This window comes from Herbaspirillum sp. VT-16-41 (genome assembly GCF_001994935.1).
GTDB lineage: Bacteria > Pseudomonadota > Gammaproteobacteria > Burkholderiales > Burkholderiaceae_D > Herbaspirillum > Herbaspirillum frisingense.
On the sequence record NZ_MUXB01000099.1, the window covers coordinates 80,796 to 101,931 of the forward strand.

Sequence of the window (21,136 nt, forward strand, 5' to 3'; positions counted from 1 at the left end):
CGGCGGGTGGCGGAGGCGGGCCGCAACGGTGCATGCTAGTTGGCGTAGCCGGGCTCCTGGTTGATGCCGGTCTGATGCCGGCGCGCCCTGCGCCCCGCCTTCTTCAGTGCTGCCGGAACCGGCAGTGATTCCCCCCTGGCGAGCATGTTGCAGTGCGTCGCAATCCTGCACCTTATATCAAGCTCAACAGCATTCCCTTACATCTGGCAAGTTTTTTGCTTTGCTAATTCGTTTATACTTCGGTTATGAGTGTAACCGATGACAAAACCACATCTGCATCTTTTTCCGCCGAGGCTGCCCGCCGTGCCGTCGAGCTGGCGCGCCAGACCCTGCAGATCGAAGCCGATGCCATCCTGGCGCTGAAGAGCCGCCTGCGCGACGATAGCGCCGAGCCCTTGGCACAAGCCGTGCAGGCCGTGCTGCAATGCCAGGGCCGCACCGTGGTGTCGGGCATCGGCAAATCAGGCCACATCGGCCGCAAGATCGCCGCCACGCTCGCCTCCACTGGCAGCCCCTCGCTGTTCATGCATCCGGCCGAAGCATCCCATGGCGACCTGGGCATGGTGACCCCCAAGGACGTCTTCATCGCCATTTCCAACTCTGGCGAAACCGCCGAGCTGCTGGCGATCGTCCCCATCATCAAGCGCATGGGCGCCGTGATCATCGCCATGACCGGCCATGACGATTCCAGCCTGGCCCGGATGGCGGCGGTGCACCTCAACGTCGGAGTGGCCAAGGAAGCCTGCACCCTGAACCTGGCGCCCACCGCCAGCACCACGGCCACGCTTGCCATGGGCGATGCGCTGGCGGTGTCGCTGCTGGACGCCCGCGGCTTCCTCGAAGAAGATTTCGCGCGCTCCCACCCCGGTGGCGCACTGGGCCGCCGCCTGCTGACCCACGTGCGTGACGTGATGCGCAGTGGCGAGGCCATCCCGGCGGTGCGTCCGGATGTCTCGCTGTCGGCCGCGCTGATGGAAATCACGCGCAAGGGCATGGCCATGACGGCCGTGGTGGATGAGCAGTTCCGGCCGATCGGCGTATTCACTGACGGCGACCTGCGCCGCCTGCTGGAGCGGGGCCAGGATTTCACCAGCTTCAGCATCGCCGAAGTGATGCACGCCCAGCCGCAAAGCATCAACCAGGATCGGCTGGCGGTGGACGCCGTGCAGCTGATGGAACAATTCCGTATCAACCAGTTGCTGGTCACCGATGCCGAGGGCGTCCTCACGGGCGCGCTGCACATCCATGACCTGACCCGCGCCAAGGTAATCTGATGACCGCGTCCGCCTTCACCAGCTCCCTGCCGCCGGACGCCCTCGCCAAGGCAGCCGGCGTTCGCCTGATGATCTTCGATGTCGATGGCGTCCTGACCGACGGCGGCCTGTTCTACGGCGAAGAGGGTGAGGCCTTCAAGCGCTTCAACGCCCTCGATGGCCACGGCATCAAGATGATGCAACAGTTCGGCACGGCCGCCGCCATCATTACCGCACGCCAGTCGCCCTATGTACTGCGGCGGGCGCGCGACCTCGGCATCGCCCACGTGTTCCAGGGCGTACACGACAAACGCCAGGCCTTCGAACAACTGCTGCAGCACACCCAGCTCACGGCGGCCGCATGTGGCTACCTGGGCGACGACATCATCGACCTGCCGGTCCTGACCCGCGTCGCCTTCAAGGCGTGCGTGGCCAACGGTCACCGCGAGGTCAAGGCGCGCTGCGATTACGTGACCCAGGCCACTGGCGGCAACGGCGCGGTGCGCGAAGTCTGCGACCTGGTCCTGGCCGCGCAGGGCAACTACGAGGCGGCGCTGGCGCCGTACCTGGCATGAGCGGGCGCAGCGGAGAACGCGCCGCCGAGCGCATCCGGCTGGCAGTGATCGTGGTGATCCTGATCGGCGCAGCCCTGGGCAGCTTCTGGGTGCTGCAGGCCCTGCGTGCCTCCAGCGACCAGCACGCAGTGCAGCGCCCGCGTGGCAAACCCGATTACTACCTGGAAAACTTCAGCTACGTGAAACTCGGTCCCACGGGACTTCCGCGCTATGACGTTTCCGGGACCAAGATGGTCCACTTCCCGCTGGACGACTCCTTCGAAATTACCAAGCCCGTGGTGCACAGCCTGGACAAGGACAAGCCTCCGATGGAACTGTATTCCGACACTGCGCGCGTGACCGACGACCAGACCCAGATCCACATGTATGGCAATGCCAACGCCATCCGTGGCGCCGCCAACGGCCGTGCGCCGATGCATCTGGTCTCGGAATACCTGCTGCTGCTACCCGATGACGAGATCGTCAAGACCGACAAACCGGTTGCAATGACGATGGGCACCACCAGATTGAATGGAGTGGGCATGCTGGCCAACAACGCCACCCAGGTTGTGCAGTTGTTCGGCAATGTGCGCGGTTATTACGAGCCCACGCCGAAGAAACGCTAACCCGGTTGTCTCCACGATAAAAACGCCAAGAACCGATCAGACAGGAAATCCATGAAACGCTCACTCTTACTGCCGATGCTGATGCTGGCTGCCGTGTGCGGCGTGGCCCACGCCGAAAAGGCGGACTCCACCAAGCCCACCAACATCGAGGCGGACCAGATGGTCTACGACGACGTGCGCCAGGTGAAGACCTTCACCGGCAACGTCGTCATGACCCGCGGCACCCTGATCATCAAGGCAGGCCGCGTGGTGCTCACGACCGACCAGTACGGCTATGAAAATGCGGTGCTGTACGCGGCCCCTGGTGCACTGGCGAACTTCCGCCAGAAGCGCGATGGCGGCCCCAACCTGTGGATCGAGGGCCAGGCCGAACGCATCGAGTATTCCGAGCAGACCGAAATCTCCAAGTTGTTCCAGCGGGCGCACATTCAGCGCATGGATGGCAACCGCATCACTGACGAAGTCAATGGCGAATTCATCTCTTATGACAGCCGCGCCGAGTTCTACTCCGTCAACAACACCGCCAGCGGCGAAAGCAAGCCGGGGGCAGGACGCATCACTGCCGTGATCCAGCCCAAGAACCCACCGCCGGCGGATGCCACCCAGCCTTCCACGCCCGCCCAGCCCGCTACGCCGGCACCGGCCCAGCGCCGTCAGAACGGAAAGGACCAGTAACGATGGCAAGCTCACTGGTCGTTCGCGGCCTGAAGAAAAGCTACGGTGCGCGCCAGGTGGTGCGTGACGTCTCCATGGAAGTGCGCAGTGGCGAAGTGGTCGGCCTGCTTGGCCCCAACGGTGCCGGCAAGACCACCTCGTTCTACATGATCGTCGGCCTGGTCCCCTCGGACGGTGGCGAAATCGATCTGGACGGTTCGCCCATCTCGCGCCTGCCGATCCACAAGCGCGCCACGCTGGGGCTGTCCTACCTGCCGCAGGAAGCCTCGGTGTTCCGCAAGCTGACGGTGGAAGACAACATCCGCGCCGTGCTGGAGCTGCGCCAGGAAGACGGCAAGCCGCTCTCGCGCGATGAAATCGAGGGCCGCCTGAACAACCTGCTGCATGAACTGCAGATCGAAAAGCTGCGCGAGAGCCAGGCACTGTCGCTCTCCGGTGGCGAACGCCGCCGCGTGGAAATCGCCCGCGCACTGGCCACCGATCCGCGCTTCGTGCTGCTGGACGAACCGTTTGCCGGTATCGACCCGATTGCAGTGATCGAAATCCAGCGCATCGTGCGCTTCCTCAAGGAACGCGGCATCGGCGTGCTCATCACCGACCACAACGTGCGGGAAACCCTGGGTATCTGCGACCGCGCCTACATCATCAACCAGGGCACGGTGCTGGCCAGCGGTAACCCGGAAGAGATCATCGCCAACGAATCGGTGCGCCGCGTATACCTAGGCGAACACTTCCGCATGTAGCACCCGCCGTCCATCGGCCACACAACGGTATTGCAACCAGCGGGCCACGCCGCTCCCAGAAAGACAGATGAAACAGTCGCTCCAGTTACGTACCTCGCAGCACCTCGCATTGACGCCGCAACTGCAGCAGTCGATCAGGCTGTTGCAACTGTCGACGCTGGAACTGCACCAGGAACTGGAACAGATCCTGTCCGACAATCCCCTGCTCGAACGCCTGGACGACGCTCTCGACAATTCGGTGCGCCTGTTGGCCGATGGCGCGGTCTCTTCCGCGCCCTCCACCGGAGTGGCCGAGCCCGCTGGCGACAGCGGCAACGAAGCAGCCCCCTCCGCTACTGATGGCGAAGCCAGTTTCGACTATCAAGACAACAGCCCCGAGAGCGGTGTCAGTGGCGAATCCGACTGGAGCTTCGACGACGTGGCGCGCAGTGGCAAATCGCCCGACGACGACGATGCCCGCCCGCAACTGGAAGCGCATGAGCTGACCCTGCGCGAACACCTGCTGGAACAGATCCGGGTCACCGCCCGCACGCACCGCGACCGTGCGCTGCTGGAACTGCTCACCGATGCGCTGGACGAAAGCGGTTACCTGGAGGAACCGCTGGAAGACATCCTGGCGCGCCTGCCGGAAGAGCTGGGCGTTGATCTGGAAGAACTGTCGATCTCGCTGAAGCTGCTGCAGAGCCTGGACCCGGCCGGAGTGGGTGCGCGCAGTGCCGGTGAATGTCTGGCACTGCAGATCCGCCGCCTGCCCAAGGTGCCCTTCGTCACCCGCAAGCTGGCCTTGAGGATTGTCGAGGATTACCTGCCGCTGTTCGCACAGCGCGATTTCAACAAGATCAAGAAGGCTCTCGATTGCGATGACGAGGACCTGCGCGAAGCACAGGCGGTGATCCGTCAGTGCCGTCCGCATCCGGGTGCCGAATTCGCGCGCGATGCTTCGGACTACGTGGTGCCAGACGTGATTGTCAAACAGACAAAGAACGGCTGGCAGGTCATGCTCAACCATGAGGTCATGCCCAAGCTGCGCGTCAATGCAATGTATGCGAGTGCGCTCAAGCAGGCCAAGGGCGAAGGATCGCTGTCGTCGCAGTTGCAGGAAGCCAAGTGGCTCATCAAGAACATGCGGCAACGTTTCGATACAATTTTGCGAGTCGCGCAGGCTATTGTCGAACGTCAAAGAAACTTCTTTTCACATGGCGCAGTGGCCATGCGGCCCCTTGTGCTGCGTGAAATTGCTGATACACTGGGTCTACACGAGAGCACAATCTCTCGTGTGACAACTCAAAAATACATGCTCACGCCGCACGGCATGTTCGAGTTGAAGTACTTCTTCGGTAGCCACGTCGCGACTGAAACCGGAGGCGAAGCCTCCTCCACCGCGATACGGGCGCTGATCAAACAGTTGATAGGAGCCGAAAACCCGCAGACCCCATTATCCGATAGCAAGATTGCGGATATGCTGGCAGAACAAGGCATGGTGGTCGCGCGACGCACAGTCGCCAAATACCGCGAAGTGTTGAAGATTCCGCCAGTCAATCTCCGCAAGTCCCTCTGAGCTTTCCTCAGTTTTTCTGTAGCAGTACCGTTGCTGTGTTCAGGCAAGCATCCCTACCTGGTGCCCATGCCATCCGACACGAAGACCGTGCCCGTGGTACAGCAGCTGTAGACGATGCATCGCACGAACCTCCAGTGACCTCACGATAGGAGTCTTGTATGAATCTGACCATCAGTGGACACCACCTCGAACTGACCCCCGCCATCCGGGAATACGTGCAAAGCAAGCTGGCCCGTATCAAGCGCCATTTCGACAACGTGATCGACGTCAGCGTGATCCTGAGCGTAGATAAACTCACAGAAAAGGAAAAGCGCCAAAAAGCGGAAATCAACGTCCACATCAAGGGGAAGGATCTACATGCGGAAAGCATTGCGCACGACCTCTATGCCGCCATCGATGCCCTGATCGACAAGCTCGACCGCCAGGTCATCAAGCACAAGGACCGCTTGCAGGAGCATCACTCCATGGCCAAGCGTCTGCCCGACGATACCCCCGCTGATGCAGTGGCTGGCGCGGCATAAGACAAGGATCCAGGACCATTCCTGCCGGCGGGTGCGCAACGACAGCGTGACGCATAAGGTGGGAATCTCATGAGGAAGGGGCGCGCAAGCGCCCTTTTTCATTTTGCGGCGCCGGGGCCGGTTTCATTTCCTGTGGCAAACAGTGATCCCGCGTCCATCATCGCCGCTGTTCTCCCGAAGCGGCTCGCAATGAGACTTGAAGGGGCTCCTCCCGCCCTCATCTTGGTGACAAGTTCCAAAGCGGAAATCGTATAAATGATTTCCATCAAGCAATTTCGGACAACACCCCAACCACGCCGCAACCCTGCCGACTTCAACGCGAGCGGCGGCTTTTCCCTATAATGTCGGCAATCCCATTTTTAAAGGCATAGCCATGAGCGACGTCCAATCCTGGATCAAAGAAACCGTGACCCAAAACCCTGTCGTGCTGTTCATGAAGGGAACCGCCCAGTTCCCGCAATGCGGCTTCTCCGGCAAGGCCATCCAGCTGCTCAAGGCCAGCGGCGCCGAGAACATCGTCACCGTCAATGTGCTGGAAAGCGCCGATGTGCGTCAGGGCATCAAGGAATATTCGAACTGGCCAACCATTCCCCAGCTGTACGTGAAGGGTGAATTCGTCGGCGGCTCGGACATCATGAGCGAAATGTACGCCTCGGGCGAACTGCAGACCCTGATCAAGGGCTAAACCCGGCGCATCGCTGCCCCGCTCCGGTTTCTCTCGTGAGTTCCACTTCCAGTCCGCCACGCCAGCGCCTGATCGTCGCCATCACCGGTGCGACCGGCGCGATCTATGGCGTGCGCCTGCTGCAGCACCTGCGCAAGCATGGTCAGGTGGAAACCCATCTGATGATTTCCGAAGCCGGCGTGCTCAATCTGCACCAGGAACTGGACATGCGGCGCAAGGACGTCGAAGCCCTGGCCGACGTGGTGCATCATGTGCGCGACGTCGGTGCCTGCATCGCCAGCGGCTCCTTCGCCTCCACCGGCATGGTAGTGGCGCCCTGTTCGATGAAAACCCTGGCCGCCGTGGCGCATGGTCTCTCCGACAACCTCATCACCCGTGCCGCCGACGTGGTCCTGAAAGAACGTCGTCGCCTGGTACTGATGGTGCGCGAAACGCCCTTCAACCTGGCCCACCTGCGCAACATGACCGCCGTCACCGAGATGGGCGGCGTGATCTTCCCGCCGCTGCCCGGTTTCTACCAGCGCCCGGCCTCGATGGAAGAAATGGTCGATCACACCCTCGGGCGCGTGCTGGACATGTTCGGGATTTCCATGCAGCTCACTCCCGAATGGCAAGGCATGAAGGGTGGAGCTGACTGATGGAAAAAAGTGCGATGGACAAGATCACCTCGCACTTTGCGGCCTTGTCGTCTCTCATCCCGCTGCGGCCGATTCGTTCTGATGATGACTATGACCGCGCAGTCACCACCCTGAATCAATTGCTCGACGCCGGTGCCGGCAATGAAAAGCACCCTCTGGCCGATCTGGTCGATACACTCGGCAGCCTCATTGCCGAATACGACGACAAGCACTTCCCGTTGCAGCAGGTATCTCCTGTGGATGTCCTGCAATTCCTAATGGAGCAACATCAGCTCACACAATCCGACCTGCCCGAGATCGGCTCACAAGGCGTGGTCTCCGAAATCCTGCGCGGCAAGCGCGAATTGAATCTGCGTCAGGTCAAGGCACTGGCCCAGCGCTTCGGCGTCGGTGCATCGGTCTTTATCGGCTAGACGCGGCTTGTCCGAACAACACCAATGAAAATGGCCGCAGTACACAACTGCGGCCACTTCTTCACTTCCGATCCCGCCGGGAAGAATCAACCCCGCCCGATATAGGGCATCTTGGTCGCCATCACCGTCATGAACTGCACATTGGCATCCAGCGGCAGGCTGTCCATGTAGAGGATGGCCTTGGCCACGTGCTCGGCGTCCATGGTCGGTTCGACCTTGGTGGAGCCGTCGGCCTGCAAGGTGCCTTTCTTCATCAGCGTGGTCATGTCGGTGGAGGCATTGCCGATGTCGATCTGGCCGCAGGCGATGTCATAGGCGCGACCATCCAGCGAAGTGGCCTTGGTCAGGCCCGTGATGGCATGCTTGGTGGCCGTGTAGGAGGCCGAGAACGGACGCGGCGCATGGGCCGAGATGGAGCCGTTGTTGATGATGCGGCCACCACGCGGAGATTGCTCCTTCATGACGCGAAAGGCTTCCTGGGTACACAGGAAGACACCGGTCAGGTTGATGTCCACCGCTGCCTTCCACTGCTCCACGCTCAACTCCTCCAGCGATACCGGCGGTGCGAAGATGCCGGCATTGTTGAACAGCATGTCGAGCCGGCCAAAGCGTTGCCGGGTCTGTGCGAACAGCTGCTTGACCGAGGCCGGATCGGTCACATCGGTTGCCACCACCAGCGCATTGGCACCGTGTTCGCCGGCCAGTTTGACGGTCTCTTCCAGCGCATCCTGGCGACGTCCGGCCAGGGCCACGCCATAGCCTTCGCGCAGCAGCGCCAGGGTAATCTGCCGGCCGATGCCGGAGCCTGCGCCGGTCACCAGCGCGATACGTTTGGGTGCAGCCATCGTGTTGACTCCTCAATGATCTTATGGACGGAACGTGCATCGTCGGCGGATAAAAAAACCGCCCGTGATGCACGGGCGGTTTCCACTATAACAAACACCAGACGCGGCCAGATGAAGGATTTTCAATCCCTGGGCCTGCCTTTCATGTGTCCCGGTACTTGCTCATCAGACCGTGCTCGACAGCGGCTTGGCGGTATCGATACCCAGCGTACGCGCCGCATCCTGCAGCCGCGCACGATCCTCTCCCCAGACCTCGCACAACGCCGTATAGGCGATCCAACGTGCATCGATCTCGAAGAAGTCGCGCAGGTTCACCCGCGTATCGCTGCGGCCAAAACCATCCGTTCCCAGGGTCACATACTGCGCCGGCACGAAGGCACGGATACTCTCCGGCAAGGTACGGATGTAGTCGCTCACGGCGATGACCGGCGCAGCGCTGCCCTGCAATTGCTGCGTCACATACGGCAGCGGGTGCGCGCCCGACAGCCGCTGGCTGCGCTGCGCCGCCACGCCATCACGCGCCAGTTCGGTATAGCTGGTCACGCTCCATACCTCGGCCTCGATCTGCCAGTGCTGCTGCAGCAACGCGGCGGCCACCACTGCTTCCTTCAGGATGGGACCTGCACCCAACAGGCGCGCCTGCGCGTTCTCCTTGCGACCCAGGCAGTACAGGCCACGCAGGATGCCTTCCTGTACGCCCGGCGGCAGGCTCGGCTGGGCCTCGTTTTCGTTGGTGACGGTGATGTAGTAAAACACGTCCTCGCCGCGCTCCATCATGCGGCGCATGCCGTCGTCGAGGATCACCGCCAGCTCGTAGGCATAGGCCGGGTCATAGGAAACGCAGTTGGGAATCGAAGCGGCCGTCACCAGGCTATTGCCATCCTGATGCTGCAAGCCCTCGCCGCCCAGGGTGGTACGCCCCGACGTGGCGCCGATCAGGAAGCCACGTGCGCGCTGGTCCGCCGCTGCCCAGATCAGGTCGCCGATGCGCTGGAAACCAAACATCGAGTAGTAGATGTAGAACGGCAGCATCGGTGTGCCATGCACCGAGTAGGCGGTCGCGGCGGCCGTCCAGGAAGAGATCGCGCCGGCTTCGGTGATGCCCTCTTCCAGTATCTGGCCATCCTTGGCCTCGCGATAGTAGAGGATGGACCCGATGTCCTCCGGCTCATACAACTGGCCCTGCGAGGAATAGATGCCGACCTGGCGGAATAGGTTGGCCATGCCGAAGGTACGCGCCTCGTCGGCCACGATGGGCACCACGTAGCGACCGAACTCCGGGTCCTTCAACAGGTTGCCGAGCTGACGCACCAGCGCCATGGTGGACGAAATTTCCTTGCCATCGGCTTCCAGCGCGAACTTGCTGTGCGCTTCCAGAGCCGGCACCGCGCGGCGCGCCTGGCCGGCATCGCGGCGCGGCAGGTAGCCGCCCAGCGCAGCGCGGCGGGCATGCAGGTGCTTCATCTCGGCGCTGTCGGGCGCGGGCTTGTAGAAGGCCAGTTCGCGGCACTGTTGATCCGACAGCGGCAACTTGAAGCGATCACGGAATTGCAGCAGGCTTTCCTCATCCAGCTTCTTCTGCTGGTGGGTGGTCATCTTGCCTTCACCGGCCGCGCCCATGCCGTAGCCCTTCTTGGTCTGGGCCAGGATGACCGTCGGCTGGCCGCGATGCTGGGCCGCCGCCTGGTAGGCCGAAAAGATCTTCTTCATGTCGTGCCCGCCCCGACGCAGGCGGTTGATTTCCTCATCGGTGAGCGTGGCCCCAATAGCGCGGGTGCCCGGTGTCTGGCCGAAGAAATGCTGGCGATTGAAGGCGCCATCGTTGGCGGCGAAGGTCTGCAATTGACCGTCCACCGTGCGGTTCAGGGCATCCACCAACTCACCGTCGCGGTCGCGGGCGAACAGGCCATCCCAGTCCGAGCCCCACAGCAGCTTGATGACGTTCCAGCCGGCACCGGCAAACAGGGTCTCCAGCTCATCGACGATGTGACCGTTGCCGCGCACCGGACCATCCAGGCGCTGCAGGTTGCAGTTGACCACGAAGATCAGGTTGTCCAGCTTCTCGCGCGAGGCCAGCGAGAGCGCCGCCAGCGATTCGGGCTCGTCCATCTCGCCATCGCCGAACACCCCCCACACCTTGCGGCCCTGATCCTGCAACAGGCCGCGATGTTCCATGTAACGCAGGAAGCGCGCCTGGTAGATCGCATTGATGGGACCGATGCCCATGGAGCCGGTCGGGAATTGCCAGAACTGTGGCATCAGCCAGGGATGCGGGTAGGACGACAATCCCTGGCGTCCGACGCGCTTGGCCTCGATCTCCCGGCGGTAATAGGCCAGGTCCTCTTCGCTCAAGGCGCCTTCCAGGAAAGCGCGGGCATAGATGCCGGGCGCCGAGTGCGGCTGGAAATAGACCACGTCACCGGCGAACTTGTCATCGCGGGCACGGAAGAAATGATTGAAGCCGACCTCGAACAGGTCCGCCGCCGAGGCAAAGCTGGCAATATGCCCGCCCAGCTCGCCGTAGGCACGATTGGCGCGCACCACCATGGCCAGCGCATTCCAGCGCATGATGCTGGCGATACGTTCCTCGATGGCCTGGGCGTCCGAACCACCGGGGAAAGGCGGCTCCTGCTCGGGGCGGATGGTATTCACGTAAGGGGTATTGCGCGCATCGCGCCAGTTCACGCCCCACTGCTGGGCCGCCGCCGACAGGCGCGAGAGCAGGAAGCGCGCACGCTCCGGGCCGGCCTCGGCCAGCACGCTTTGCAGCGCCTGCAGCCACTCCTGGGTTTCCTGGGCATCGAGGTCGATATCACGGGCGATATCGCTGTCACTGGGGCGGGACATGTCCACTTCCTGATCTCCTGTCTGGTCGCACGCCGAGGCTGGCGCAGCGCGGGTCGGCATAAAACCTGCTGCCGCTGCAATCGCTGCTATGCAAAGAGACGAAAAGCCGGTAAAACACAGGCCGCGCCATCGGTCTCCCCGCGCCCGACGCCTTTTCGGTCTTGTCTTGGTGGTAAGGGCTAGCTTGCGAGATGAACTACCGGACTACGATACGCCGGATGGCCCGGCATGAGTCACTTAAAACAGGAAGTTGCCGTACAATATTCAGCATCCAGTGCTGCAAAACTGAAACCGACAGAATTTAATTTCGATAATGGAACTAGATACCACCGATTTGCGCATCCTGAACATCCTTCAGGAGAACAGTTCGATCAGCAATCTGGAGCTCGCCAGCCGTATCAACCTCTCGCCATCGCCGACCCTGGCCCGTGTGAAGCGGCTGGAAACCGAAGGCATCATCTCGCGCTACGTGGCGCTTGCCGATCCGCACCTGCTGGGCCTGAAGGTCAACGTCTTCGTCAAGGTGATCCTGGAGCGCCAGGGCGCCGAAGCACTGGCCCAGTTCGAGACGGCCGTGAGTGCCTTCGATGAGGTCATGGAAGTGTACCTGATGACCGGCGACGAGGATTACCTGCTGCGCATCGTGGTGCCCGACCTGCTGACGCTGGAACATTTCATCGTCGATCACCTGACCAAGATTCCCGGCATCAAGAACATCCGTTCCAGCTTTGCCCTCAAGCAGATCAAGTACAAGACGGCGTTGCCCACGCCCAAGATCAAGACCCGCCGCTGAACCGCCTGCGGGGCCGGCGTAGCAATGAAAAAAGGGCCGCCCGGCCCTTTCGTTCTTTCCAGCGTCGGCAGCGATCTGCCGGCACTCAATGCGAGGTCTCATCCTCCGGTCTGGCCGGATCATCACGCCGCCGTGCCGGGTGCGCCTCGGCACCTCCCAGGACCGATGCCATCACCTTGGCCGGTACCGGTTCCCTCGCCGCCAGGGCATCACACCAGCGCTCCACCATCTCCACCACGCAACGCGCATAGTGCTCGCCGTCGACCGGCTTGGGCTGGTATTGACTGGCACCGGCCGCCAGTGCCGCCTGCTCGCCCTCCATGTCCCGCGAGGGAAACACCACCACCGGCGCCTGCGCCAGATGCTTGCTGGCGCGCAACTCGCGCAGCAGCTCCAGACCGTCGTAGCACCCCATGTCGGACTCCAGCAGGATCAGACAAGGCGCCACGCCATCGCCGCTACGCCGTCCCTGCAGCAGGCAACGCCGGGCGCTGGCCGCATCGGGGCAACTGCGGAAGGCGCAATGCAGACCCGAGCGCCACAGCGCGAAACGGGCCAGCTCGACGGCTTCCTGGCTGGGATCGATCATCACGATACTGGGGAAATTCATTCTTGGGACATCCTGTGAAACAACTGAAGCAAGGGCAGACTGCCAGCTACCGTTGTACAGGAGCACGGCCGTCGCCGGCATCGGGAAATTCCTGACGTCCCGGCCGAAGCTGACAGCAAGCTGTCAGGATTTCCCCTATCGGCGAATCACGATGGACTGGCTAGACTGGCAACAGTTGATCCTCCACTCCAAGGAAGCCCCTGTCCATGATGCCCTTTACCAAAGTCCGTGTCCCCGTTCCCGCCGCCCTGCTAGGCATGGTCGAGTTGTACGTCAGCGGCGGCGCCCGCCTCGTCACGGCGCGCGGCGGCGCCACCCATGACTGGGCCAGCCTCAACGCCAGCCCGTGCAAGGTACTGGATTGGTTTGCCACGGCCGGCTTCGCCGCCAGCGGGGAACGTGCTGCCCTGTCCAGCTTCCGGCCCTGCGCACAGCGCCTGGCCAGCCTGGACCAGCTCAAGAACACGGTGCGCCCGCCGCTGGCAGTGCCACGCTTCTGGCAGCTCGACGGCAGCAACTACGGGTTCGATGCCAGCCCGCACCTGCCCTATTGGCTGGCCATGAACGACGCCTCCTTCATCCCTCTGCTGGTGCCGGCGCACCAGGTCGCGCATTTCTCGCAGGCCCTGGTGGCCTGAAGCTCCCTGCCCTTCTTTCAGCGTTAATTCAACGTTACGTCAACGTTACTTCAGCATTCCTCCAGCACTACTTCAGCGGCAGATAGATATCGGTCAGCAGCTCGCCCGGCGGCGTATCCGGCAGCAGATTGAGGTAGTGGAAGTACAGCGGGAAATCACGCAATTCCTCCCCACTGCCGGGCAGCCACTGACGATAGAGCGGATAGATGCTCTCGGCCAGGCGTTCGTGCGCGCCCGCATGCCGCACCCGGGCGCAGCGCCCACCCGGAATCAGCTTCTCCACCAGGCCTTGCGGATTGTCCGGCAGGGCGCTCTCGATTTCTCCGCAGATATCGAAACGGAATTGCTCCGGCGGCGTGGTATCCGGATTGTCCCAGGCCAGACCAAAGGTGCGGCAGCGCTCCACTGGCGACAGGCCTGATGACTTGCGCCATTCGATGAAACGCGCCACCGTGGCGTTGAGATTGGGCACCGGACCGCGATGCTCCAGCACGGCGATGCGAACGGGTTCTACCATGACGATATCGACTTGCATGTCCACTTTCCTTTCAGGGATACGGAACACATAACGCTCGTTCCAGGCCGGCCAGTCAGGCGCACGCCGGAACTGCGAAGGCGATTGTCCGAAGGCGCTCCTGAAAGCGCGGGTAAAGGATTCCGGATTTTCAAAACCGGCCTGCAGGGCGATCTCGATGATCCTGCTCTCGTGCCGGAACGCCAGTTGCAGGCTGGCCCGTTTCAGACGCATGAGCAGGATGTAGCGAGCCACCCCGACACCGACGAAGTCGGCAAATTGCCGCTGGAAATGGAACCGCGAAAAATGGGCGACGCCGGCCAGGCGGTCGACATCGAGCGCATCGTCGAGATGACGTTCGATATGGTCGAGTACCCGTTCGAAACGGGCTACATAGGATTTTCTGCGGGCGTCACTCATCTTGTCCTCGGTTCACGGGACGTACTGTGCAAGAATCGGCAGGCGAAATCCTGACCGAAATTGCGCAATGTTTTCATGAAATGATGCGCCTGCGCCACTTCAAGGTCGCCCATCGTGGTAAAACACCGCTCCCATCAATCCGACATCTGTCGTAGCCGCCAATGTCCGCCTTCTCGTTGCTTTCGTTGCCCTCGCAGCCATCGCTACCATCTCTCACCGCCACCCTGCTGCTGATGCTGGCCATCTGCACCGTCTGGCTTCCTGCGCTGCCCCTGCGTGGCCCGATGCGGCTGCCGCCCTGGCTGCTCTTGCTGGTGCTGGCCGTGGTCGCGGCCCTGCTCAACGGGCAGGTCAACATGGTCGGCGTGCTCGGCTTGCTGCTGCTGGGCGTGAGCGCGTGGCGAGCCGCCCATGCATGCCATGCACAACGCGCATGGCCGGCCGGCATGTGGCTGATCCCGATCATCGTGCTGAGCCTGCTGCTGGCCATGCATCGCTGGCCGGGCTTTCTCAATCCGCTGATCCTGCCGCGCCAGGCCATCACGCCGGACGCGCTGCCCTTCATGCTGTATGCGAATCTCGACAAGGGTGCTGCCGGGCTATTGCTGCTGGCGCTGCTGGCGCCGCGTTGCCATGCATGCAAGCAATGGCAGGCCGCACTGCGCCGCGCACTGCTGCCGGGCCTGCTTACCATCGTAGTGGTCATGCTGTCGGGCTGGCTGCTCGGCATGGTGCGGCCCGAAGCCAAGTGGCCGCCCTTTGCCGCCACCTTCCTCGCCATCAACCTGTTGTTGACGGTGGTGGCGGAAGAAGCCTTCTTCCGTGGGCTGATCCAGCAGCGCCTGCAACTGGCGCTGCACACGCTGCGCGGCGGGCAATTGCTGGCCGTCGTGGTGTCGGCCGTGCTGTTCGGCGCGGCCCATCTGGGGGGAGGGATGGTCTATGCCGCACTGGCGAGTGTGGCCGGTCTCGGCTATGCCATCGTCTTCCAGCGCAGTGGTCGCATCGAAGCCGCCATCGCGGTGCACTTCGCGCTCAATGCCGTGCACTTCCTCGGCTTTACCTATCCCGCGCTGGCCTGATCCGGCGTCACCCGTTCAGGGCGCGATCCATTGTCCGCGCCACGCGCCGTCGTCGCGGCGGAACACGGCGCGGCAATGCTGACCCGGCGTCAGGTCGAGGTATTCGATGGCATCCAGCACCACCTCGACCAGGGTGAAATTGTCGAAGCCGCTGTGCGCGGGCTCTGGCGGAACATGGCCATCCTCCGGCTGGGCGATGAACGTCCCCGGTGCATATGGCGTCTGGTAGAGGATCAGCGTATGCGGCCGCGCCCCGTCCCACATGCGTCGCACGCGCGCACCGTCCTGCACCGGGCGCGCCCTGCCGTTCAGGCGCAGTTGTACATGGCGATCCAGGTCCAGCGACAGCATGGCCACCCGGTCATCGGCATCGATGTCGGCCAGCTTGGGAGAGCGCCGGTCAGTGTGGAAGGCGAGCGTGCCGGTCGACTCGTCAGCCTCGCGCAAGACGATGGAGCGCAATTGGGGCGCACCGTCCAGCCCCAGGGTCGCAAGCTGCCAGATGGTAAAAGCTGATCGGGTGGGACTGGCGCCGAGGCGCAGGGCATCCCACAGATGGGTATGGAGTTCGGGCAAGTTCATGGCGGCATTGTAGAGCCTGGTTCGACGTGCTGCTTCGATCCGCCTCTGCTGGAAAATCACCCGCCCGAAAAAAACGACATCGTTATGTCAGTTCAGCGTCAGTGCATTGTCAGAGCGCTGTGCCAACATGGATGCTCAAGCATGTCCCCCATCGAAGTCCAGATTGCAGCACGTCCCTCTCCCCGCGCCACGGCGGGAAAACACGGAGCCTGGCATGAAAATCTACTGGTCGCTCAAACAGATACCCGAACTTTCCTGCCTTGACCGCCGGCAACGCCTTGCGCGCTGGCGAGGCGTCTCGCTGCGTTTGTTTCATCACTGGCAGACCTGGCTGGGCCTGTTGGCCTGCGCCTTGCTGGCGGGGCTGGGACGCAGTATCGGCATGGGCTATCCCGGCAGCATCGCCGGAGCACTTGTCGGTGCACAGTGCTATTGGCACGCCTGTGTCTACGTTGCCCGACGCCACTATCGCCGTTTGCTTGCGCACGGTGACGAGGACGGCGCCGACACCTTGCCAGCGCGCGACCCGCACCAATGAAAACGCCCGCTTGCGCGGGCGTCATCGTCAATGGAAGTCTTGCCCAGGTTCAGAAGGCGCCGACATAGTTTTCCGCCAACGCCGTCGACAGCGCCCGCGAATTGACCACGTTCTCCAGTTCGGCACGCTGTATCTGCCGCTGGAAGGGCGAGGCGTCCTCGAAGGTATGCAGCATGCTGGTCATCCACCATGAGAAGTACTCGGCGCGCCAGATGCGCTTGAGCGCCAATTCGGTATAGGAAGCCAGGCCTTCCTCGCTGGATGTGCGATAGAAATCCTCGATCCCCTCGGCCAGGCGCTTGACATCTCCTACTGCCAGGTTCAACCCTTTGGCCCCGGTCGGTGGCACGATGTGGGCCGCATCGCCGGCCAGGAACAGGCGCCCGTGCTGCATCGGCGTGGACACGAAACTGCGCATGCCGATGATGCCTTTCTGGAAGATCTTGCCCTCCTTCAGACGCCAGCCGTCGCCATTTTCCAGGCGGCAGTGGAATTCGTTCCAGATGCGGTCATCGCTCCAGTTGTCTACGCTGTCCTTGGGGTCGCACTGGAAGTAGAGCCGCTGCACGGTAGGCGAGCGCGTGCTCACCAGCACGAAACCGCGGTCATGCTGCGCATAGATCAGCTCGTCCGAGGACGGCGGCGCTTCCACCAGCACGCCGAACCAGCCGAAGGGATAGACCCGCTGATAGTCCTGGCGCTTGCTGTCCGGAATGGCCGGGCGGGAGACGCCATGGAAGCCGTCGCAGCCGGCAATGAAATCGGCCTCCAGCGTATGCTGTTCACCCGCGTGCATGAAGCGCACGCGGGGCTTGTCGGTGTCGACACCTTCGATCGTGGTACCGCTGACCTCGAACAGCAGTTGCCCCTGTGCCGCCAGGCGCGCAGCCACCAGGTCCTTGATCACTTCATGCTGGGCATAGACGGTAATGGCCTTGCCGGTCAACTCAGTCAGGTCGATCCGGTGACGCTGCCCGCCGAAGGCCAGTTCGATGCCATGGTGCAAGGCACCTTCGCGCTTCATGCGTTCCCCCACGCCGGTATCGGTGAGGATGTCCATGGTGCCCTGTTCCAGCACGCCGGCGCGGATGGTGGACTCGATTTCTTCGCGGCTGCGGGTTTCCAGCACGACCGATTCGATGCCTTTGAGATGCAACAGATGGGATAACAATAAACCGGCCGGGCCGGCGCCGATGATGGCGACTTGGGTACGCATGGGGGTCTCCGTAATGAAGGTTGTTTTTTGTTCTGGTATGGAGCGAATCTTAGTCGCCAGGCGGCCATATAAAAATGGATGATCCCGGCAAAAACTTGTACTATTTTTACAGAACAGAACGACAAACCCTACCCAAAGCGCGACGGACGGAGACCCCATGCCCCTGGCACGCAACAAACCCCGCACCAGCGAGGTCCCCCAGTTTTCCTTGTACGGCGAGGCTGTGCGGCCGGATGATGCCGAATCGGTCCATATCGAACTGATCGAGACGCGCAGCCGCATCCATGACTGGCATATTGCACCGCACACACATGCCGGACTTTTTCAGGTACTTTTTTTAATGTCCGGCCATGTCAGCGCGCTGATGGAGGACGAGGTATGGGACTATGACGGCCCGGTCGTCATCACCATTCATCCATCACTGGTGCATGGCTTTGACTTTTCGGAACAGGCAGTAGGTTTCGTGCTGACGGTGGACCCGCACATCGTTTTTTCCGGTGGTGGCGGCGAGGCCCATGGCGAACTTTTTTCTCCGCTGTTCCTGCGACCGATGGCCATCGAACTGGCTCGGGTGCCGGAGCTGCATGCCCGCATGGAGACCCTGCTGCGCCTGCTGATCGCCGAATCAGCCGCGCCCCGCACCGGTCACGCATTGATGCTGGAATGGCTGGCACGCAGCGTCATGTTGCTGCTGGTGCGACTGGAGGCCGACCATCGCTCGGCTGAGCTCACCGGACGTGGAGATTTCGAACTGTTCAGTCGCTTCCGCACACTGGTGGAGCAACATTTCCGGGAACAATGGCAAGTCGCGGTGTATGCCGACAAGCTGCGCGTCACGCCCAGCCGCCTGAACCGCCTTTGCCTGAAACTGGCGGGCCATTCCGCATTCGACCTGGCGCAGCAGCGGCTGATCCTGGAAGCCTGCCGCAAGCTGACCTATGTGCCATCCGGGGTGGCGACCATCGCCTATGAGCTGGGCTTCCAGGACCCCGCCTACTTCAGCCGTCTCTTCAAACGACACATGGGCGTGACGCCCAAGCAGTACCGGCGCACGCATGTGGAGGAATGAGCCGACGGTACCGACCCCGTCCTGGCCCTAGAGCAGCGCACCCAGTTCCACCTGTATCTTGAGCATGGCCGGCAGACAGCGTTCGACCATGTCCTCCAGCTTCATCCGCCCCGCATGCACGCTGATGTTCATGGCCGCCACCACCTCGCCGCGGAAGTTGCGCACCGGCACGGCCATGGTGCGCAGGCCCAGTTCCAGTTCTTGATCCACCAGCGCATAACCCTGGGCGCGGGCGCGCGCAATCTCCAGGGCCAGACGTTCGGGATCGGTGATGGTGTTGACGGTAATGGCCTCCGGCTGGGCACGGGACAGGATGATATCGAGCTGCGCCTGAGGCAGATTGGCCAGCAGGATGCGGCCATTGGCGGTGCAATAGGCTGGTACGCGCGTGCCTGGCTGCAGGGTGGTCGAGACCAGTTGCCCCGCGCTCACCGCCGCTACGCACACCAGTTGATCGTGGTCCAGCACCCCGCACGAGGCCGCCTCGCCCAGCGAATAGGCCAGCCGGTACAGCAAGGGCTGCACGATGCGCGGCAGGCGTGCCGAGTGCAGGTAGGACTGGCCCAGCCGCAGCACCGTCGGCGTCAACGAAAAGGTCTTGTTGTCGTGGCGCATGTAACCCAGATGGGTCAGCGTGATGAGATACCGCCGGGCGGCGGCGCGGGTCAGCCCGGTCAATTGCGCCACCTCGGCGATGGTCAGGCGCGAGCGCTCCTGGTCGAAGGCTTCGATCACCTGCAGGCCCTTTTCCAGGCCCGCCACCAGGTCGCGCTTCAGTGGCGCCGCCTCGTCCTCGGCCATGTCCTCGTCGATTCGCTCTTGCTGCATGCGTCCCCGCCCTGTGGATAAGACAAGTTGATACCGGTCACCGCAGGCTTGCTGCAGAAAATCGGCCATTTGTGCGATTCTCGCACAAAGCGGGCGAATGGCGAATATGCTGCGCTGCGTTGGCCTTGAGGCAGTCCGGGGGCTTGCCTACTATCTCCCCATACCCAAGCACGGCGCGCAAATCGCACATTCCAGCTAGCACGGCAATGTGTGCAGGCGTAGCCGCCCCTAACGATCTGAGGAGACCTCATGCAATTCGATGCCATCGAACCCGGTGTCTATCCGGAACTGATCTACCCCCCCTACAAATCCACCGCCAAGCGCGGTCCCACCCAGGCGCCCCTGCGCGTGCGCGACGAGACCGCCACCGGCACCAACCTGTTTGCCTCGCCCAAGCTGATCCTGCCGCACGATATGGACCTGACCAAGCAGGGCAAGGGCGAACCTCTGGGCGAGAAGATCGTCGTCACCGGCCGCGTGCTGGACGAAGACGGCAAGCCGGTACGCAATTCCCTGCTGGAAGTCTGGCAATGCAATGCCGCCGGCCGCTACTTCCACAAGAAGGACCAGCACGATGCGCCGCTGGACCCCAATTTCACCGACTTTGGCAAGATGCTCACCGACGACGACGGTCGCTATCGCTTCGTCAGCATCAAGCCCGGCCCCTATCCCTGGGGCAACCACCACAAGGCCTGGCGTCCGGCGCACATCCACTTCTCGCTGTTCGGCAACGTCTATGCGCAGCGCCTGGTCACGCAGATGTACTTCCCCAATGACCCGCTGTTCGACTATGACCCGATCTTCCAGAGCATCCCCGACAAGGCCGCCCGGCAGCGCCTGATCTCGCGCTTTTCGCTGGAAGAGACGGTGGACGACAAGATGCTCGGCTACGAATTCGACATCGTCCTGCGCGGCCGCAACGGCACGCCCATGGGTATCTGACACACAGACTGAGCAGGAGCAGACATGAGCAATATCACCACCTCCCAAACCATCGGCCCCTTCCCTCACGAAGCCTGGGCCTGGGCCGTGGAACTGACCGCCCGCGTGGACAGCAGCGCCGCACAGATCAAGATTCGCGGTGCCATCTTCGACGGCGACGGCCAACCCATCAACGACGCCTGGGCCGAGGCCTGGCTGCCCGGCAGCGCTCCGGCCGAGAGCGCCCATGCCATCCCCGGCTATCGTCGCGTACCGACTGCCGAAGATGGCGGCTTCGCCTTCTCCATCTCGCAACCGCAGGCAGCGGCCGGCAAGCCGGTGGCCTATGTCACCGTGTTCGCTCGTGGCCTGGTCAAGCACCAGTTCAGCGCGGTGTTCCTGGAAGACGACCCGGCCCTGGCACAATCGGCACTGCTGGAACAGGTACCACCGAACCGCCGCGACACCCTCATCGCCCGCAAGCAGGCCGATGGCAGCTACCTGTGGAATATCCACATGCAGGGCGAGCACGAGACGGTATTCTTCGACTACATCTGATCTGAACTG

Annotated in this window: 25 protein-coding genes; 17 read left to right on the forward strand and 8 right to left on the reverse strand. The window is 62.5% G+C overall.

The window, feature by feature from the left end; all coding sequences use genetic code 11:
• Positions 1-245: 245 nt before the first annotated feature.
• From BTM36_RS08795 to raiA, 7 genes are all read left to right on the forward strand, one after another.
• On the forward strand, positions 246-1,274 hold the full coding sequence (locus BTM36_RS08795) for an SIS domain-containing protein (protein WP_077235972.1): 1,029 nt from the start codon (positions 246-248) through the stop codon (positions 1,272-1,274).
• A complete protein-coding gene (locus tag BTM36_RS08800) occupies positions 1,274-1,828 on the forward strand; it encodes an HAD family hydrolase (RefSeq protein ID WP_006461689.1) in 555 nt (184 codons plus the stop codon). Before BTM36_RS08795 ends, BTM36_RS08800 begins: the two co-directional genes overlap by 1 nt.
• Positions 1,825-2,433: an LPS export ABC transporter periplasmic protein LptC gene (gene lptC, locus BTM36_RS08805; protein ID WP_006461688.1), complete on the forward strand. Its 609-nt coding sequence runs from the start codon at positions 1,825-1,827 to the stop codon at positions 2,431-2,433. Before BTM36_RS08800 ends, lptC begins: the two co-directional genes overlap by 4 nt.
• 51 nt (positions 2,434-2,484) lie before the next feature.
• Positions 2,485-3,108, forward strand: coding sequence for a lipopolysaccharide transport periplasmic protein LptA (gene lptA, locus BTM36_RS08810; protein ID WP_077235973.1), 624 nt, complete (start codon positions 2,485-2,487; stop codon positions 3,106-3,108).
• 2 nt (positions 3,109-3,110) lie between these two features.
• Positions 3,111-3,851 carry an LPS export ABC transporter ATP-binding protein gene (lptB, locus tag BTM36_RS08815; RefSeq protein WP_006461686.1) on the forward strand — a complete coding sequence of 247 codons (741 nt, stop codon included), beginning with the start codon at positions 3,111-3,113 and terminating at the stop codon, positions 3,849-3,851.
• A gap of 67 nt (positions 3,852-3,918) precedes the next feature.
• On the forward strand, positions 3,919-5,409 hold the full coding sequence (locus tag BTM36_RS08820; RefSeq protein WP_006461685.1) for an RNA polymerase factor sigma-54: 1,491 nt from the start codon (positions 3,919-3,921) through the stop codon (positions 5,407-5,409).
• Between the two features lie 158 nt (positions 5,410-5,567).
• Complete coding sequence (raiA, locus tag BTM36_RS08825) at positions 5,568-5,930, forward strand: ribosome-associated translation inhibitor RaiA (protein WP_077235974.1); 363 nt, start codon at positions 5,568-5,570, stop codon at positions 5,928-5,930.
• Positions 5,931-6,028: 98 nt separating this feature from the next.
• Here raiA and BTM36_RS28315 read toward each other — a convergent pair whose 3' ends face one another.
• Entirely contained in the window at positions 6,029-6,196 is a 168-nt protein-coding gene (locus BTM36_RS28315) for a hypothetical protein (protein ID WP_168189767.1), read from the reverse strand.
• A gap of 107 nt (positions 6,197-6,303) precedes the next feature.
• Between BTM36_RS28315 and grxD the strand changes: the two genes are divergently transcribed.
• Genes grxD through BTM36_RS08840 form a run of 3 tightly spaced genes read left to right on the forward strand, consistent with a single transcriptional unit; the run spans position 6,304 to position 7,666 of the window.
• The gene (grxD, locus tag BTM36_RS08830; RefSeq protein ID WP_006461683.1) at positions 6,304-6,615 is read left to right on the forward strand and encodes a Grx4 family monothiol glutaredoxin; all 312 of its coding nucleotides are present in this window, start codon (positions 6,304-6,306) and stop codon (positions 6,613-6,615) included.
• Between the two features lie 35 nt (positions 6,616-6,650).
• Complete coding sequence (locus tag BTM36_RS08835; protein WP_077235975.1) at positions 6,651-7,253, forward strand: UbiX family flavin prenyltransferase; 603 nt, start codon at positions 6,651-6,653, stop codon at positions 7,251-7,253.
• Between the two features lie 14 nt (positions 7,254-7,267).
• Positions 7,268-7,666, forward strand: coding sequence for a type II toxin-antitoxin system HigA family antitoxin (locus BTM36_RS08840; RefSeq protein ID WP_077235976.1), 399 nt, complete (start codon positions 7,268-7,270; stop codon positions 7,664-7,666).
• 86 nt (positions 7,667-7,752) lie between these two features.
• Here the strand turns inward: BTM36_RS08840 and BTM36_RS08845 are convergent, their stop codons facing one another.
• Both BTM36_RS08845 and mdeB read right to left on the reverse strand, forming a co-directional pair.
• A complete protein-coding gene (locus BTM36_RS08845; RefSeq protein WP_077235977.1) occupies positions 7,753-8,511 on the reverse strand; it encodes an SDR family oxidoreductase in 759 nt (252 codons plus the stop codon).
• Positions 8,512-8,676: 165 nt separating this feature from the next.
• Positions 8,677-11,358 (reverse strand): alpha-ketoglutarate dehydrogenase, encoded by a 2,682-nt coding sequence (gene mdeB / locus BTM36_RS08850; RefSeq protein WP_077235978.1) that lies wholly within the window; start codon positions 11,356-11,358, stop codon positions 8,677-8,679.
• A gap of 313 nt (positions 11,359-11,671) precedes the next feature.
• On the opposite strand from mdeB, the gene BTM36_RS08855 reads away from it, so the two are divergent.
• Positions 11,672-12,151 (forward strand): Lrp/AsnC family transcriptional regulator, encoded by a 480-nt coding sequence (locus BTM36_RS08855; RefSeq protein ID WP_006461679.1) that lies wholly within the window; start codon positions 11,672-11,674, stop codon positions 12,149-12,151.
• A gap of 85 nt (positions 12,152-12,236) precedes the next feature.
• Here BTM36_RS08855 and BTM36_RS08860 read toward each other — a convergent pair whose 3' ends face one another.
• Positions 12,237-12,761 (reverse strand): response regulator, encoded by a 525-nt coding sequence (locus BTM36_RS08860; protein ID WP_006461678.1) that lies wholly within the window; start codon positions 12,759-12,761, stop codon positions 12,237-12,239.
• A 206-nt stretch (positions 12,762-12,967) separates the two neighbouring features.
• On the opposite strand from BTM36_RS08860, the gene BTM36_RS08865 reads away from it, so the two are divergent.
• On the forward strand, positions 12,968-13,399 hold the full coding sequence (locus BTM36_RS08865; protein ID WP_077235979.1) for a hypothetical protein: 432 nt from the start codon (positions 12,968-12,970) through the stop codon (positions 13,397-13,399).
• Positions 13,400-13,466: 67 nt separating this feature from the next.
• Here BTM36_RS08865 and BTM36_RS08870 read toward each other — a convergent pair whose 3' ends face one another.
• Positions 13,467-14,333: a GyrI-like domain-containing protein gene (locus BTM36_RS08870; protein ID WP_077235980.1), complete on the reverse strand. Its 867-nt coding sequence runs from the start codon at positions 14,331-14,333 to the stop codon at positions 13,467-13,469.
• A 161-nt stretch (positions 14,334-14,494) separates the two neighbouring features.
• Here BTM36_RS08870 and BTM36_RS08875 point away from each other — a divergent pair, with 161 nt between their 5' ends.
• The gene (locus BTM36_RS08875) at positions 14,495-15,415 is read left to right on the forward strand and encodes a CPBP family intramembrane glutamic endopeptidase (protein ID WP_077235981.1); all 921 of its coding nucleotides are present in this window, start codon (positions 14,495-14,497) and stop codon (positions 15,413-15,415) included.
• A 15-nt stretch (positions 15,416-15,430) separates the two neighbouring features.
• Here BTM36_RS08875 and BTM36_RS08880 read toward each other — a convergent pair whose 3' ends face one another.
• Positions 15,431-15,997 (reverse strand): pyridoxamine 5'-phosphate oxidase family protein, encoded by a 567-nt coding sequence (locus BTM36_RS08880; RefSeq protein WP_077235982.1) that lies wholly within the window; start codon positions 15,995-15,997, stop codon positions 15,431-15,433.
• A gap of 214 nt (positions 15,998-16,211) precedes the next feature.
• Between BTM36_RS08880 and BTM36_RS08885 the strand changes: the two genes are divergently transcribed.
• Positions 16,212-16,535 (forward strand): hypothetical protein, encoded by a 324-nt coding sequence (locus BTM36_RS08885; protein WP_077235983.1) that lies wholly within the window; start codon positions 16,212-16,214, stop codon positions 16,533-16,535.
• A gap of 49 nt (positions 16,536-16,584) precedes the next feature.
• Here the strand turns inward: BTM36_RS08885 and BTM36_RS08890 are convergent, their stop codons facing one another.
• The gene (locus BTM36_RS08890) at positions 16,585-17,751 is read right to left on the reverse strand and encodes a 4-hydroxybenzoate 3-monooxygenase (RefSeq protein ID WP_077235984.1); all 1,167 of its coding nucleotides are present in this window, start codon (positions 17,749-17,751) and stop codon (positions 16,585-16,587) included.
• Positions 17,752-17,908: 157 nt separating this feature from the next.
• Here BTM36_RS08890 and BTM36_RS08895 point away from each other — a divergent pair, with 157 nt between their 5' ends.
• A complete protein-coding gene (locus tag BTM36_RS08895; protein ID WP_077235985.1) occupies positions 17,909-18,820 on the forward strand; it encodes a helix-turn-helix domain-containing protein in 912 nt (303 codons plus the stop codon).
• Positions 18,821-18,847: 27 nt separating this feature from the next.
• On the opposite strand, the gene BTM36_RS08900 is transcribed toward BTM36_RS08895, so the two are convergent.
• Positions 18,848-19,648 carry an IclR family transcriptional regulator C-terminal domain-containing protein gene (locus BTM36_RS08900; protein WP_077235986.1) on the reverse strand — a complete coding sequence of 267 codons (801 nt, stop codon included), beginning with the start codon at positions 19,646-19,648 and terminating at the stop codon, positions 18,848-18,850.
• 249 nt (positions 19,649-19,897) lie between these two features.
• On the opposite strand from BTM36_RS08900, the gene pcaH reads away from it, so the two are divergent.
• Together pcaH and BTM36_RS08910 are read left to right on the forward strand one after the other, a co-directional pair.
• On the forward strand, positions 19,898-20,590 hold the full coding sequence (gene pcaH, locus BTM36_RS08905) for a protocatechuate 3,4-dioxygenase subunit beta (protein ID WP_077235987.1): 693 nt from the start codon (positions 19,898-19,900) through the stop codon (positions 20,588-20,590).
• Positions 20,591-20,614: 24 nt separating this feature from the next.
• Complete coding sequence (locus tag BTM36_RS08910; RefSeq protein ID WP_006461668.1) at positions 20,615-21,127, forward strand: hypothetical protein; 513 nt, start codon at positions 20,615-20,617, stop codon at positions 21,125-21,127.
• Positions 21,128-21,136: the final 9 nt, after the last annotated feature.